This window comes from Sphingomonas sp. Leaf10, assembly GCF_001421245.1.
GTDB lineage: Bacteria > Pseudomonadota > Alphaproteobacteria > Sphingomonadales > Sphingomonadaceae > Sphingomonas.
This window is the reverse complement of the sequence record NZ_LMKE01000031.1, coordinates 32782-48003: the sequence shown is the minus strand read 5'-3', so window position 1 is coordinate 48003 and position 15222 is coordinate 32782. Positions and strand designations below refer to the sequence as shown.

General features: G+C 66.3%; 13 protein-coding genes and 1 pseudogene. 4 read left to right on the top strand and 10 right to left on the bottom strand.

Annotated elements, in window-relative coordinates; genetic code table 11:
- Window positions 1-190: 190 nt before the first annotated feature.
- On the bottom strand, window positions 191-1258 hold the full coding sequence (gene hppD / locus ASE59_RS15495) for a 4-hydroxyphenylpyruvate dioxygenase (protein ID WP_056458273.1): 1068 nt from the start codon (window positions 1256-1258) through the stop codon (window positions 191-193).
- Between the two features lie 43 nt (window positions 1259-1301).
- Window positions 1302-2207 (bottom strand): LysR family transcriptional regulator, encoded by a 906-nt coding sequence (locus ASE59_RS15490; protein WP_056458270.1) that lies wholly within the window; start codon window positions 2205-2207, stop codon window positions 1302-1304.
- A gap of 96 nt (window positions 2208-2303) precedes the next feature.
- On the opposite strand from ASE59_RS15490, the gene ASE59_RS15485 reads away from it, so the two are divergent.
- Window positions 2304-4391, top strand: a complete 2088-nt coding sequence (locus ASE59_RS15485) for a malate synthase G (protein WP_056458267.1) — start codon at window positions 2304-2306, stop codon at window positions 4389-4391.
- A gap of 12 nt (window positions 4392-4403) precedes the next feature.
- Here the strand turns inward: ASE59_RS15485 and ASE59_RS15480 are convergent, their stop codons facing one another.
- Genes ASE59_RS15480 through ftsE form a run of 5 tightly spaced genes read right to left on the bottom strand, consistent with a single transcriptional unit; the run spans window position 4404 to window position 7577 of the window.
- Window positions 4404-4727, bottom strand: coding sequence for a hypothetical protein (locus ASE59_RS15480; protein ID WP_156360116.1), 324 nt, complete (start codon window positions 4725-4727; stop codon window positions 4404-4406).
- Between the two features lie 48 nt (window positions 4728-4775).
- Window positions 4776-5486, bottom strand: coding sequence for a lysophospholipid acyltransferase family protein (locus tag ASE59_RS15475; RefSeq protein ID WP_056458261.1), 711 nt, complete (start codon window positions 5484-5486; stop codon window positions 4776-4778).
- The gene (locus ASE59_RS15470; protein ID WP_056458257.1) at window positions 5483-6022 is read right to left on the bottom strand and encodes a YdcF family protein; all 540 of its coding nucleotides are present in this window, start codon (window positions 6020-6022) and stop codon (window positions 5483-5485) included. Before ASE59_RS15470 ends, ASE59_RS15475 begins: the two co-directional genes overlap by 4 nt.
- Complete coding sequence (locus tag ASE59_RS15465; RefSeq protein ID WP_056458254.1) at window positions 6019-6900, bottom strand: cell division protein FtsX; 882 nt, start codon at window positions 6898-6900, stop codon at window positions 6019-6021. Before ASE59_RS15465 ends, ASE59_RS15470 begins: the two co-directional genes overlap by 4 nt.
- Entirely contained in the window at window positions 6897-7577 is a 681-nt protein-coding gene (gene ftsE, locus ASE59_RS15460) for a cell division ATP-binding protein FtsE (protein ID WP_056458251.1), read from the bottom strand. The genes ASE59_RS15465 and ftsE overlap by 4 nt, the downstream gene beginning before the upstream one ends.
- Window positions 7578-7745: 168 nt before the next feature.
- Here ftsE and ASE59_RS15455 point away from each other — a divergent pair, with 168 nt between their 5' ends.
- From ASE59_RS15455 to ASE59_RS15445, 3 genes are all read left to right on the top strand, one after another.
- A complete protein-coding gene (locus ASE59_RS15455; protein ID WP_235515809.1) occupies window positions 7746-8612 on the top strand; it encodes a zinc-ribbon domain-containing protein in 867 nt (288 codons plus the stop codon).
- A gap of 85 nt (window positions 8613-8697) precedes the next feature.
- Window positions 8698-9792, top strand: a complete 1095-nt coding sequence (gene hisC / locus ASE59_RS15450; RefSeq protein WP_056458245.1) for a histidinol-phosphate transaminase — start codon at window positions 8698-8700, stop codon at window positions 9790-9792.
- Window positions 9792-10700, top strand: a complete 909-nt coding sequence (locus ASE59_RS15445) for a prephenate/arogenate dehydrogenase family protein (RefSeq protein ID WP_056458243.1) — start codon at window positions 9792-9794, stop codon at window positions 10698-10700. Before hisC ends, ASE59_RS15445 begins: the two co-directional genes overlap by 1 nt.
- 50 nt (window positions 10701-10750) lie before the next feature.
- Here the strand turns inward: ASE59_RS15445 and ASE59_RS15440 are convergent, their stop codons facing one another.
- The 3 genes and pseudogenes from ASE59_RS15440 to ASE59_RS20760 form a co-directional block, all read right to left on the bottom strand.
- Window positions 10751-12679 carry a CocE/NonD family hydrolase gene (locus ASE59_RS15440; protein WP_056458241.1) on the bottom strand — a complete coding sequence of 643 codons (1929 nt, stop codon included), beginning with the start codon at window positions 12677-12679 and terminating at the stop codon, window positions 10751-10753.
- 169 nt (window positions 12680-12848) lie between these two features.
- Window positions 12849-14813 (bottom strand): ATP-dependent zinc metalloprotease FtsH, encoded by a 1965-nt coding sequence (gene ftsH, locus ASE59_RS15435; protein WP_056458238.1) that lies wholly within the window; start codon window positions 14811-14813, stop codon window positions 12849-12851.
- A 69-nt stretch (window positions 14814-14882) separates the two neighbouring features.
- Window positions 14883-15222: pseudogene (locus ASE59_RS20760) on the bottom strand (tRNA lysidine(34) synthetase TilS); the annotation flags it as partial.

The window sequence follows — 15222 nt, the reverse complement described above, 5'->3', positions numbered from 1 at the left end:
GGGCCGCAGGCGGGGCGCTAGTGGATGCCCCCCTCCACCAGCTTCGCTGGTCCCCCTCCCCGCGGGCGGGGAGGAGTTTGGTCGTCGCCCGCCGGGCCGTCAGTCGCGGCGAAGCCGCGCCTTGTGGCCCGGCTTTGTCGCGCTGGCCGGACGGGGCCGGGTGCCTTCGCACCCGCATCCGGTCGATGCCTCAGGCATCGACCGTGATGACGCCCCGCCGAATCTGATCCAGTTCGATGCTCTCGTACAGCGCCTGAAAGTTACCGTTGCCGAACCCTTCATTCCCCTTGCGCTGGATGATCTCGAAGAAGATCGGCCCGAACATCGGTTCGGTGAAGATCTGCAACAGCAGTCCTTCCTCGCCGACATTGCCGTCGATCAGGATGCGGTTGCGCTTGAGGCGTTCGAGGTCCTCGCCATGGCCGGGCACGCGCTTGTCGACCAGTTCGTAATAGGTCTCGATCGTGTCCTGCAGCTTCACGCCGCGCGCGCGCAGCTTTTCGACCGTCTCGAAGATATCCTCGGTAGTGAAGGCGAGGTGCTGGATGCCTTCGCCATTATAGTCGCGGATGAATTCCTCGATCTGGCTCTTGTCGTCCTGGCTTTCGTTCAGCGGGATGCGGATCGCTTTGTCCGGGGCGATCATAGCCTGGCTGAACAGACCGGTCGCCTTTCCCTTGATATCGAAATATTTCTGCTCTTCGAACCCGAAGATCTGGTTGTAGAAGGTCGACCAGGTCCGCATCTGCCCGCGCTTCACATTGTGGGTCAGGTGATCGAGCAGGTCGAGACCGACATTGTTCTGCGCTTCCGCCTCGGCCGCGCCGGGAATGGCGTCCCAATCATCGTACAGCGATCCGGCGGCACCGTGGCGGTCGACCAGATACAGCATCGACCCGCCGATCCCCTCCAGCGCATAGCCTTCGCCCAGCACGCCACGCGACGGATCGGCAGGCTTGGCACCGCGGGTGACGGCGGCTTCGAACGCGGTCTTCGCATTGGCGACGCGGAACGCCATACCCGACGCGGACGGCCCGTGCTGCGCAGCAAAGTCCGCAGCATGGCCGTTCGGAATACGGTTCAGCAAGAGGTTGATGCGACCCTGTTTGTAGCGCACGACGTCGCGGCTGCGGTGCTTCGATGCGGCGATGAAGCCGAACTGTTCGAGCTGCGCGGCCATGCGGTCGAGGTCGGGAGCGGTGAATTCGCAAAATTCGAATCCGTCGAGACCCATCGGGTTGACGTCCATGTGCTCCATGGTGGCATCCTCCTATTTCGTATCAATTGATACGGACCTGATCCTAACCGGCGGTCAAGTCAAGCGCCTCCCATGGTGGCGGTGACAGCCGGGCCGCCATGAAGTCGACAAAGGCGGTGACCGCCGGACGTGGCTGACTGCCGTGCAGCGCGTGGATGGCGAGGTCGCGGGCACCCTCCCATCCGGGGAGGATGCGGACCAATCGTCCGTCCGCCAATGCCTTGCCCACGTCCCAGAGCGAACGCAGGGCAATGCCGACCCCGGCCAGTGCCAGTTCGCGAACGATCTCGCTGGAATCGGTGCGGACGTGCGATACGCCTTCGACCAGCGCACGCTTGCCGGGGCGCAGCAGCGTCCACGGCAACTGCCCAACGGCGGCGAGCAGCCGGTGGTCGGTGAGGGCGGCGGGGCTGGTCGGTGTGCCATGTTCGGTAAGATAGGCGGGGCTGGCGCAGACGACGCGGCGGTTGCCGGCCAGACGGCGCGCGACATAGCCGGCGGGCGGATCGGCGGTGATGCGGATCGCGCAATCGATCCGATCGGCGGCGAGGTCGACATAGCCATCGGACAGCGTCAGTTCGAGTGCGATCGCCGGATAGGCACGCAGGAAGTCGCCGAGATGCGGCGCGATGTGCAGCCGCGCGAACGAGGTCGGCGCGGCGATGCGCAACAGGCCGGCGGGGGCCGTGGCGGCGCCGGTGACGCGCGCTTCCGCCGCCGATAGCGCGGTCAGTATCTGCGTTAGGTCGGCATGGAGTTGCGCGCCGACCGGGGTTGGATGGAGCCGCCGGGTGGTCCGTTCGATCAGCCGCACGCCGAGCCGCGCCTCCAGCCGCGCCAGCCGTTTCGACACCATCGCCGGCGACATGGCCCATGCCCGCGCGGTGGCGGCGATGCTGCCGCTGTCGAGGATCGCGACGAACAGCGCGTGGTCGGGATCGATCGTCATTCGTTCCTCCATGGAATGACTGTAGTGCGATTATGATCGCTAACGATGCGAAAGGCGAGGTGATACTTGGGGCAGGAAACGAGGAAAGGTGCCGTGATGCCGCAAGCCTATGTCGATCGCGCCGGATTGTCGGTTGCCGCCGAACTGGCCGAGTTCGTCGACGCGCGGGCGCTGCCCGGTACCCGCATTTCCGTCGATTCCTTCTGGGAAGGGACCGCTGCGATCCTTGCCCGCTTCGCGCCCGAGAACCGCGCATTGCTTGCCCGGCGCGATGCGTTGCAGGCGCAGCTGGATGCGTGGTTCGTCGAGCGCGCGGGCCAGGCGATCGACCCGGCCGAGCAGGAAGCGTTCCTGCGGTCGATCGGTTATCTGGTCGACGAACCTGCGCCGTTTGCCGTCAATCCGAGCGGGGTCGATCCGGAAATCGCGATGCTGGCCGGGCCGCAACTGGTCGTGCCGATCCTGAATGCGCGGTTCCTGCTGAACGCCGCCAATGCGCGCTGGGGCAGCCTGTACGATGCACTGTACGGGACCGATGCGATCCCCGGCACTCCTGCACTCGGCGGTTACGATGCGGCGCGCGGGGCGGCGGTGATCGAGCGGGCGAAGGCGTTTCTCGACGACGCGGTGCCGTTGGCCGGGGCAAGCTGGCGCGACTGGACCGGGGAGGCGCCGCGACTGGCCGATCCGGCGCAACTGGTCGGCCGAGCGGGTGACAATCTGCTGCTGCGCCATCATGGGCTGCACATCGAACTGGTCATCGACCGCGACCATGCGATCGGACGCACCGATCCGGCGGGACTGGCCGATATCCTGCTCGAATCGGCGCTGACCACGATTTGCGATCTGGAGGATTCGGTCGCGGCGGTCGATGCCGAGGACAAGGTCGCGGCCTATGCCAATTGGCTGGGGCTGATGCGGGGCGATCTTTCGGCGAGCTTTGCTAAGGGCGGGCGGACGGTCACCCGCAACCTCGCCGTCGATCGCCGCTATGTCGGCAGCGATGGCGGCGAACTGGTGCTACCGGGGCGGTCGCTATTGTTCGTGCGCAATGTCGGCCATCTGATGACGACGCCCGCGTTGCTGCTGGCTGATGGCAGCGAGGCGCCCGAGGGTATCCTCGATGCGATCGTCACCAGCCTTATCGCGCTGCACGATTTGAACGGTGCGCGCGCCAATAGCCGGGCCGGATCGATCTATATCGTCAAACCCAAGCAGCACGGGCCGGAGGAGGTCGCGTTCACCGACCGGCTGTTCGACGCGGTCGAGGACCTGCTGACGCTGCCGCGCCATACGATCAAGGTCGGGGTGATGGACGAGGAACGGCGCACCTCCGCCAATCTGGCGGCATGCATCCATGCCGTTCGCCATCGGATCGTGTTCATCAATACCGGGTTCCTCGACCGGACCGGCGACCAACTGCACAGCGCGATGCATGCCGGGCCGATGATTCCGAAAGGCGAGATGAAGGGAGCCGACTGGATCGCGGCCTATGAGGACCGCAACGTTCAGATCGGTCTTGCCTGCGGCCTTGGCAGGCGGGCGCAGATCGGCAAGGGCATGTGGGCCGCGCCCGACCGGATGGCGGACATGCTTGCCGCAAAGATCGCGCATCCGGTGAGCGGGGCGAGCACGGCATGGGTGCCATCACCGACCGCCGCGACGCTGCATGTGCTGCACTATCATGCGGTCGATGTTGCGCAGCGACAGGCGGCACGGGCGACCGAACCGGTCGCGCCGCTGACGCAGTTGCTGACCCTGCCCCTTGCAACGGGGCGCAACTGGGATGCGGATGAGGTCGCGCGCGAACTCGACAATAATGCGCAGGGGATCCTCGGCTATGTCGTGCGCTGGGTCGATCAGGGGATCGGGTGTTCGAAGGTGCCCGATATTCATGATGTCGGATTGATGGAGGACCGCGCGACGCTGCGCATTTCGTCGCAGCATATCGCAAACTGGCTGCTGCACGGCGTGTGTTCGGCAGCGGACGTCGATGCCGCGTTCGAGCGGATGGCGGTCAAGGTCGATGCGCAGAATGCCGGCGATCCGGCGTATCGGCCGCTGGCGGGCGGCGTCGCGCTACAGGCGGCGCGGGCGCTGGTGTTCGAGGGACTGGCGCAGCCCAATGGATATACCGAGCCGTTGTTGCACGCGTATCGGAAGGTGGCGAAGGCGGCGGGGTGAGGAGGATCGATGCTAATCGGTATGTGCATCGTCCTCGTAAAGCTTTCTCTCCATCTCCCAAGATTCGTCGGCTAGGTTGAAACGCATCCGACGATCAAACTCTTCGAAAAAGACGTTTTCTGGCGAAATCGTTAGACAATCTTCGGACCGAACTCGATCAGCATATGCATGGAGTGCTTGATGGAACGCCCATGCCGCCAGTTGGAGCCAATGGTCATCGTCGGGTGCGAACTCTTCGATACACTTATACACGCGCCAAAGGGCATTTGAGTCTTCAATCTCGATACGTTTGGGCCACAGTATCCGGACCCGCTCGAACAATTCGACCTTATCCATGGGCGCGCAGTCCTCCAAGGAAGGCTGCAATCGGATGGTGGTGAATGCTCACCCTGCCGAGACGCCCCCCGCCGCCGGCTCCAGCGCGTTGATTGCGGCATGGACCCGCGCCTCGATCTCCTCGCGCGGCAGGCCGGGCGGGATCGGGTCGAGAAAGCGGATAGTGATGACGCCCGGCCGGTTGGGTCCGGGGCGTCGCATACAGTGACCGCTGTCCAGCGCGACAGGAACCACGGGCATGTTCAGCGCCTTGTACAGCCCGGCGAATCCCGATCGTAGCGGCGGGGCCTCGCCGACCGCCACCCGCGTTCCTTCGGGAAAGATCAGGACGGAGCGGTTTTCCTTCCGCGCGACGGCGGCTTCCTTCAGCATCTGGCGTAGCGCCTTGGACGACGCATCGCGGTCGACGCCGATCGCGCCATAGGCGCGGGCGGTGCGGCCCCAGAACGGCATGTCGATCAACTCGCGCTTCATCACGATCAGCGGGCCGTCGATCCGCTGCGCCATTTCCAGCGTTTCGAACATCGCCTGATGTTTGACGGCGAACAGATAGGTGCCGGGCGGTCGCACCCCCTCGACCCGGACGCGCACGCCCAATATCCAGCGGGCGAGGAAGCGGTGGGTGGCGATCCAGACATGGGCGTGGACGTGCATCGCCCGCTGCCCGAACCATGCAGAGACCGGCGCGCTGAGCACGATCGGCCCCGATGCGGCGTAGAACAGGATGCGGAACACCCAGGTGCGGATCCACGCGATCACAGATCGATTCCCATCCGCATCACCACGCCCCGCACCAGATATTTGTTATATTCGCCGAACAGCAGCGCGAAGCCCGGATGGCCAGTCACCGGATCGCGCACGATCTCGACTGAATTGCCCAGCGCATGGCGCAGCTCCATCGTCGCGCGCGCCATGTGCCAGTTCGACGTCACCAGCCGGATCGAGCGGTAGCGGTTGCGCCGCACCCATTCGGCGGTTTCATCGGCATTGGACCGGGTGTCGACGGCCTCCTTGCCCAGGTCGACGCAGCAGCGGAACAGCGCGCGCGGTGCATCGATCGCGGCGGCCAGTTCGCGCGGGCGGACATCGGGATCGACGCCAGTGATGAGCATCCGTTGCGCCTGTCCCGCCGCCAGTACCGCCAACCCGCGTTCGATCCGTCCCGATCCGCCGGTCGGGACGACCACGCCATCGGTCCGCTGGTCGAGGGCGCCGGGCTGCGGCAGGGTGACCGCGAACAGCGCGAAGCCGAGCGCATAGAGCAGCAGCAGGACCGAGAGGATGCGCTCCATCACAGCACCCGCGCCAGTCGCCGAAGCACCGCGATCCGCGCGGCGACCATGGCGAGCAGGGTGAAGGCGACCGGCAGCAACGCAATCACCAGCCAGTCGAGCGGTCGCAGCGACACGCCGTCGACCAGCTGCGAGTCGAGCGTCGCCATACGCTGTCCGAGCAACGCTACCAGCAGGCCACCGGCGAGCGCGCCGATCAGCCCGCCGGTCAGCGTATCCTGCCCGATGCGCCGCTGGAACAGGCGGGCGATCTGAAGGTCGGTCGAACCCAGCATGTGCAGGATGTCGATCGTTCCGCGATGCGTATCAAGCCCCGCGCGTGCCACCAAAAGGACGACCGCCGCCGTGGCGCTGGCCATCACCAGTACGAGGCCGAGTGCGGTCCAGCCGAGCGCCGCCACGAACGCCCGCACCGGGGCCAGCCACGTTGCATGGCGATCGACGCGAATGCCGTCGCCCGCCGCCCTCGCCAGTGCCTCGACCCGCGCCACCGTCGCGTCGTCGCCGCTGCGCAGGTCGACATCGACCATTGCCGGCATCGGCAGGTCGGCATCCAGCCCCGCCTCGCCCAGCCACGGTTCGAGCAGTTCGGCAAGGCGGGCACGGTCGACCTCGTTCGCGCGGGCGACATCGGCTGAGGCACGCAGCCGGCCGAGCAGCGCGGCGGTGACCGCGTCGCGGCGGGCGGCGTCGCCTTCAATCACCTGTACCGTCAGGCGCGCGGCCAGTTGCCGGTCGAGCGCACGCCCGGCGCCCTGCGTCGACAGGCCGAGCGCGGCACTCAGGGTCGTCAGGAAGATCATGATCGCCATGATCCATACCATCGCCCGCCGACCCTGTCGGTCGTCAAGCAGCGGTTGCGCCGCCGCACGCCCGATCATGCCGCCCCCGCCGGAGCGAGCAGCCGCCCGCCGTCCAGCTCCATGACCAGCGCATCAGGCACACGGTGGAGCAAATGATGGTCGTGGGTCGCCATGACGACGGTAGTGCCGAGGCGATTGAGCGAAGCGAAGAGTTTCAGCAACCGTTCCGCCATGATCGGATCGACGTTGCCGGTCGGTTCGTCGGCGACGAGGATTTCGGGACGGGTGATGACCGCGCGGGCGATGGCGACGCGCTGTTGCTCGCCGCCCGACAGCGTCGGCGGGCGGGCATCGGCGCGATCGGTCAGCCCGACCCATGCCAGCATTTCGGCGACCGGCCCGGCCAGTTCCTCCTCCGGCATACCGGCCACCCGCAAGGGGAGCGCGATATTGTCGCGGGCGGACAGATGCGGGACCAGCCGGAAATCCTGGAACACCACCCCGATCCGCCGCCGAAATCCGGGCAGGCGGTCGCGTGGCGACAGCACCATATCCTCGCCGAACAGGCGGATCACGCCGCGGCTGGGCCGCTGTGCCAGATAGAGGAGGCGCAGGAGCGAGGTCTTGCCGGCGCCCGATGCGCCGAGCAGGAAATGAAAGGTGCCTTCGCTCAGCGTAAAGCTGAGGTCGCTCAGCGTTTCCGGGCCGTGACCATAGCGAAGGCCGACATTCTCGAACTGAACGATACTGGCCACGTGCGCCCTTGGATTCCGCCGGTCGCGCCAGCCAATCGCACATGGGGACGTTTGTCTCAAGCGGGGCAACATCGCGCCTTGCCCGGATGGCGTCTGCACCGTAGATTCAGGGTTCGATTTCAAGTCGCGCCCGGTTCGCCCCGCATCAGTGGTGGCGCGGCGCGGCCCATGCAGGGGGCTGGGGACGCGATGATCCTCGAATGTACGCAATGCCATATGCGCTATCTGGTCGCCGATTCGGCGATCGGACCGGCCGGACGCACCGTCCGTTGCGCGGGATGCCGGCATAGCTGGTTCCAGCCGCCGGCCATGGTCGATCTGGGCCATGGCGCGCACGAGACGCCGCCGCCGCCCGCCGAACCGGTGCGCGTGCCGCAACCGGTGTTCGCCGATGCCGCGCCCGACATGGCCCGTGCCGCGGCGGCAGGCGACTATGCGCCCGCCGCCGCGCCGGCCTTTGCCGAATCGGCCTATGCCGCCGACGTGCCACGTCCGCTCCGGGCGCGTACCGCCGAACCGTCGCGGCGCTATGTCGATCCAGATGCCGAACGCGCCGAGCGGGGCGAGACGGTCAGCGCCTTTGCCCATCAGCCGCCGTTCGTCCCGCGCCGCAACCCCGCGCGTCGCCGCACGGCGATGGCGGTCGCCGCCGGCGTCGCGATGCTCGCCGCGACGGGCGCGATCCTCTATACGGGCACGCCGGGCATCGCCGAGCAACTGGGCCTGCCGATCGCGTCCAATGCCGACAATGCGCTGAAATTCGCGATCAACACGCCCGAACGACGGCTGTTGTCGAGCGGCAACGAATTGTTCGCGGTATCGGGCAAGATCATCAACGAAACCGGCAGCCGCCAGCGCATCCCCGATATCCGCGCGGTACTGAAGGACGATCAGGACCGCAGCGTCTATAGCTGGACGATCAAGCCGCAGACCCGGGTGATCGGGCCGAGCGGGGCGCTGAGCTTCAACAGCGCGGCACTCGACGTGCCGGCCAATGCCAAGGAACTCGAACTGAGTTTCGCGTCGGGGCTGTAAGGCGGCGGCCGGAGCGGAACACCGGGATCGCCGCACCGCCGTCCCATGCCTTGCGTTCGGCGACGGCATTTGCCAGTGCCGAACCATGAACGCGCCCGCTCCCAAGCCCTGGATACTCGACATCGCCCCCTATGTCCCCGGCCGGTCGAAGACCGATGACGGGCGGCAGGTGGCGAAATTGTCGTCGAACGAAAATCCGCTCGGAACCTCGCCGCACGCCCGCGCCGCCTTTGCGACCGCGGACCGCAGCCTCGAACGCTATCCCGACCCCGCTGCCGCCGATCTGCGTGCGGCGATCGGGCAGGCGCATGGGCTGGACCCGGCGCGGATCATCTATGGCACCGGTTCGGACGAGGTGCTGCATCTGGCCGCCGGTGCCTATGCGGGGCAGGGCGATGAGGTGATCTTCGTTCGCTATGGCTTTGCTGTCTATGAGATCGCGACGCGGCGGGTCGGCGCGACCCCGGTGATCGCGCCCGACAAGGACCATGCGACCGACGTCGATGCGATCCTGTCGTGCGTTACGGATCGGACGCGGGTCGTGTTCGTCGCCAATCCGAACAACCCCACCGGCACCTATGCGTCGCGGTCGGAAATCGCGCGGCTGCATGCCGGATTGCCGTCGCAGGTGTTGCTGGTGCTCGATCAGGCCTATGCCGAATATCTCGATGCGGCAGAGGACGATCACGGCCTCGAACTCGCCAAGACCCAGCCCAATGTGCTGGTCACGCGGACCTTTTCGAAGATCCACGGCCTTGCCGCCGAACGGATCGGATGGGGCTATGGTTCGGCGGAGGCGATCGATGCGATGCATCGCATCCGCGCGCCGTTCAACGTGACCACCGCCGGGCAGCAGGCGGCGATCGCCGCGATCCGCGACAAGGGTTTTGTCGAGGCGAGCCGCGAACATAACCGCCAATGGCGGACCTGGTTCGAGGGCGAGATAGCGGCGATGGGCAATGCCGGCCTGCGCGCCGTGCCGTCCAAGGCCAATTTCGTGCTGGTGCTGTTCGAAGGGCCGGTCAGCGCCGGTGACGCCTATCAGGAGCTGATGGACAAGGGCTATATCGTCCGCTGGCTGCCCGGACAGGGGCTGGCCAACGGGCTGCGCATCTCGATCGGGACCGAGGCGGAGGTGCGCGGCATCGCCGCCGCGCTGCGCGAGATAGTGGGCGGCTGATGCTGCCCTTTTCCCGCGTCGCCATCATCGGGCTGGGGCTGATCGGGTCGTCGATCGCGCGGGCGGTGCGTGCCGAGATGCCGACGGTACGGCTGACCGGACATGACGCCTCAGCCGAGGCACGCGAGCAGGTGCGTGCGCTGGGGCTGGTCGACGACTGCACCGACCATGCCGGGGCGGCGGTGATCGATGCCGATCTGGTCATATTGTGCGTGCCGGTCGGCGCGATCGGCACGGTCGCCGCCGAGATTGCCGACGACCTGCCGGCCGGCGTAATCGTCAGCGATGTCGGGTCGAGCAAGGCGGGCGTCGCTGCCGCCTTTGTCGAAGCCTTGCCGGGCGTGACGGTCGTTCCGGCGCATCCGGTGGCGGGGACCGAGCGCAGCGGGCCGGACGCAGGCTTTGCGACGCTGTTCAAGGGGCGGTGGTGCATCCTGACCCCGGCGGCCGATGCCGATCCGGCGGCGGTGGAGCGGGTCGGCGAGTTCTGGCGGCGGCTGGGTGCCGAGATCGATACGATGGACGCGCAGCACCACGACCTGGTGCTGGCGGTGACCAGCCATTTGCCGCATTTGATCGCCTATACCATCGTCGGGACCGCGTCCGACCTCGAGGCGGTGACGCAGAGCGAGGTCATCAAATATTCCGCCGGGGGGTTCCGGGACTTCACCCGCATCGCCGCGTCCGATCCGACGATGTGGCGCGACGTGTTCCTGGCGAACAAGGATGCGGTGCTGGCGATGTTGCAGCGCTTTTCGGAAGACCTGTTCGCGCTGCAACGCGCGATCCGCTGGGGCAATGGCGACGAATTGTTCGACCTGTTCACCCGCACGCGGGCGATCCGGCGGTCGATCGTGGAGCAAGGGCAGGATGATGCCCGTGAGGATTTCGGGCGCAACCATGGGTAGCTTCGCGCCTTTCGTCATCCCGGCCTGCGCCGGGATGACGGTAGGGTGGCTTACTTCACCGGCACCACCGGCAGCCATACCGCGCTCGGGCTGCTGCCGCCGCGTTCGATTGTTACCGTCGACTTCTTGTACGCGTCCTTCGGCGCGGTGAAGATGTTCGGGACATAGGTCTGCGGGTTGCGATCGTAGAGCGGGAACAGCGACGACTGGACCTGCACCATGATGCGATGGCCGGGCTGGAACACATGGTTCACGGTCGGCAGGCGGAAGCGGTAGCGCTGCGTCTTGTTCGCCGGGATCGCCGACGGCTTGGCGAAGTCGTTGCGATAGCGGCCGCGGAAGATGTCGAGGCTGATCGGGAGTTGGTACCCACCCATGGCCGGCTGGCCGGGCACGACGTCGGGGTAGACGTCGATGACCTTTACCACGAAATCGCCGTCGGTGCCGGTCGTCTTGGCAAAGATGTCGGCGATCGGCGCGCCGGCGACCTTGACCGGCTGGGTCAGCACCGGGGTCTGGTAGGTCATGACGTCGGACCGGCCATCGGCATGGCGCTGGTCGCTGACCAGCCACGCCTTCCACCGGCCGTCGTCGAAATTGACCGGGCGTGAAAGGTGCGGGACCGGCTTGGCGGGGTCGGAGACATAGCTGTCGCCGCCGGCCTTTACCGCGGTGAAGCCGAGGTCGCCGTTCGCACCGAGATAGATGGGCTTGAGCGGGGCGGTGCAGCCCTTCTCGCACGCCAGCGGCCATTGGGGCAGTTCGTCCCAGTGGTTCTCGCCGGTATTGTAGATCAGCGCCTGCGGCGGAGTGAAGGCGGGGCGGCCGTCGCGCAGATACTGGTCGAAGAAGGGGAATAGGTAGTTTTCGCGCCATTGCAGCGCGGTGTCGCCGTTGAACTTCAGGTCGCCGAGCGTCGAGCCGTCATAGTTTGCGCCGCTGTGGCGCCATGGCCCCATCACCAGGAAGTTGTTGCCGCCCTTGCCCTTTGCCTTCAGCGCCTCCCACGCGGTGATCGCGCCGTACATGTCCTCCTGATCCCACAACCCCTGTTCCCACATGGTCGGCACGTTGGAAGGGTTGGCGGCGAGCAGCTTGTCGAGCGCCTGCCCCTGCCAATAGGCGTCGTAGGCCGGATGGGCGACGAAGCGTTGCCAGAAGGGGAGCTGGTCATAGCCCGATGCCTTCGCCCAGGCATTGGCAGAACCGACGTTCCGGAACTGGTCGTAATCGTCATAGGTGGTGGACGGCGGGGCGGCACCGGCGCCCTTGTAGCCGGTCTGGCTGCCGATCCAGCCGATATTGGCGAGGCGGAAGGCGCCGTAATGGAACCAGTCGTCGCCCATCCAGCCGTCGATCATCGGGCTTTCGGGTGCGGCGACCTTCAGCGCGGGATGCGGGTTCAGCAGCGCCATGACGACGGTGAACCCCTCGTACGACGAGCCGAGCATGCCGACGCGACCGTTGCTTTCAGGCAGGTTCGCCTTGTTCACCAGCCAGTCGATCGTGTCGTAGGCGTCGGTGACATGGTCGGTGCTGGTCGGGTTCAGCGGCCCGCGCACCGGGCGGGTCACGACATATTCGCCCTCCGACCCGTATTTGCCGCGAACGTCCTGGAACACCCGGATATAGCCGGCGCGGGTGAAGACCTCGTCGCCCTGTGGCAGCGTCGCGACATAGCTGGTGCTGTCGGCGCGCGCGGCGCGGCCCGAGGCGTTATAGGGCGTGCGGGTCAGCAGAATCGGCGCGTTCACCGCGCCCTTCGGGATCATGATGACCGTGTGCAGCTTCACCCCGTCGCGCATCGGGACCATCACTTCGCGCTTCACATAGTCGTATTTGTCGGTGGGCGGTACGAAGTTCGCCGGGATGTCGCCCTTGGTCGGCCAGATGTCGGGGCCGGGGGCGGCGGTCTGGGCAGCGAGCGACGTGGCGCCGAGCGCGAGGGTGCAGGCGAGAAGCAGCGGGCGGAAACGCATCGATACAGGCTCCACGGGAGATGATGTTTCATCGTCCGGCGGTGCGCGTGTGAAGTCAATACGGACTGTTTCGACGGTTACGAAGTTGCCACGCCGTCAGCATCAAACGGCAGCGGCGCCGCCCCCGGTTCAGGGGCGACGCCGCCGCATAAATTGAAACTCGGAGGACTTACGCGCCCTGCGGGGTCGGCGATCCGAAGGGGCCGCGCGGACGGCGGGTCTTGGGGATCGAGGTGCCGCCGGCCGCCAGCGGAGCGGACGGGGTGCCCTCGTCACGGCCGATATCCTCGCCCGCGATCAGCCGCTTGATCTCGTCGCCCGACAGGGTTTCGAATTCGAGCAGCGCGCCGGCCAGCAGGTGCAGCTGATCGACATGGTCGGTCAACAGCTTGCGGGCGCGATCCAGACCACCTTCGACGATGCGCTTGATCTCGCTGTCGATCAGCTCGGCGGTCTTGTTCGACATCCGCGCCGGCGCCGACGACGAATAGCCGAGGAAGCTTTCGCCCTGCGGTTCGCCATATTCGACCGGACCCACCGCATCGGACATGCCCCAGCGGGTGACCATGTCGCGGGCGAGCGAGGTCGCCTGCTGAATGTCGCCCGACGCGCCTGACGACACCTTGTCATAGCCGAAGATGATTTCCTCAGCGATGCGGCCACCCATGGCGACCGACAGGTTCGCGTACATCTTGTCACGGTGATAGCTGTACGAGTCCCGTTCCGGCAAACGCATCACCATGCCCAGCGCGCGGCCGCGCGGGATGATCGTCGCCTTGTGGATCGGGTCCGACGCCGGTTCGTGGAGTGAAACGATGGCGTGGCCGGCCTCGTGATAGGCGGTCATCCGCTTTTCGTCGTCGGTCATGACCATCGAGCGCCGTTCGGCACCCATCATGACCTTGTCCTTCGCTTCCTCGAACTCCTGGTTCGCGACCAGCCGCTTGCCCTTGCGCGCCGCGGTCAGCGCCGCTTCGTTGACGAGGTTGGCGAGATCGGCACCCGAGAAGCCCGGCGTACCGCGCGCGATGACGCGAGCATCGACGTCAGGCGCCAACGGCACCTTTTTCATATGGACCTGCAGGATCTTGATCCGGCCCTCGATATCGGGGCGGGGGACCACGACCTGACGATCGAAGCGGCCCGGACGCAGCAGCGCAGGGTCGAGCACGTCGGGACGGTTGGTCGCGGCGACGATGATGATGCCCTCGTTCGCCTCGAACCCGTCCATTTCAACCAGCAGCTGGTTCAGCGTCTGTTCGCGTTCGTCATTGCCGTTGCCGAGACCCGCGCCACGATGGCGGCCGACCGCGTCGATTTCGTCGATGAAGACAATGCACGGCGCCGATTTCTTCGCCTGTTCGAACATGTCGCGGACGCGGCTGGCGCCGACGCCGACGAACATTTCGACGAAGTCCGAACCCGAAATGGTGAAGAACGGCACACCCGCTTCGCCCGCGATGGCGCGTGCGAGCAGCGTCTTGCCGGTACCGGGCGAGCCGACCAGCAGCGCGCCCTTCGGAATCTTGCCGCCCAGACGCGCGAACTTGGTCGGATCCTTCAGGAAGTCGACGATCTCGGTCAGCTCGGCACGCGCTTCGTCGATGCCCGCGACGTCGTCGAACGTGACCTTGCCTTCCTTCTGCGTCAGCATCCGCGCGCGCGACTTGCCGAAGCCCATCGCGCCGCCACCGCCGCCGCCCTTCTGCATCTGGCGCAGGACGAAGAAGGCGATGCCGAGGAACAGCAGGAAGGGCAGCGACTGGTAGAGCATGACCAACCAGATATTCGGCCCTTCGTCGGGACGCGCGTTCATGACGACGTTCTTCGCGCGCAGCCGTTCGATCAGGTTGGGATCGTTCAGCGCATTGGTGCGGAACTTGTCGTCATTGGTATAGGTGCCGGTGATGGTGTTGGTCGCGATGTTGACGTCGCGGACCGACCCTTCGTCGACCTTGTTCAGGAAGGTCGAATAGGGAATCACCTGACCCTGATTCTGTGTCGAGGGACCGTTGAACAGCTGGACGAAGATCGCCAGCGATACGAGGATGCCGACCCAGATCAACAGGCTCTTCATCCACGGATTGCTGCCGCCGTTGTTGTCGGGGCCGTTCTGCTTGTCGTTGTCGTTCATGCGGACGTGCTACCTCTCAGTAACCACAAGATAGGCTAGAGAAGGTTAATGACAATGGAACAACGTCGATCAGGTTGATCGACGCGGCGGAGCGGGAGAAAACCGCCAGATTTGCCGCCTCGGCCGCACGAGGATGCCGGCCTGGGTTGCGGATTTTCCGGACTCCAGTGTGTCGAGCAGCGATTCGATGTTTGCGGCGTCGGACCAGCGGCCTTCGGTGACGTGGTGAGTCGCGCGGGTGTCTCCGATGGCGCGGCGGGCGAGGCGGCGGCGCAGTTCGCGGGGCAGGTCGGCGACGTCGATGTTGGTCGCCGCGTCGTCGGCGGTGCGGCGGGTGCGCCATAGCCAGTCGACGGTGTCGTTGAGCGCGGCGTCGACCTCGCGGCAATGGGTAGCGGCGGCGGCGAGC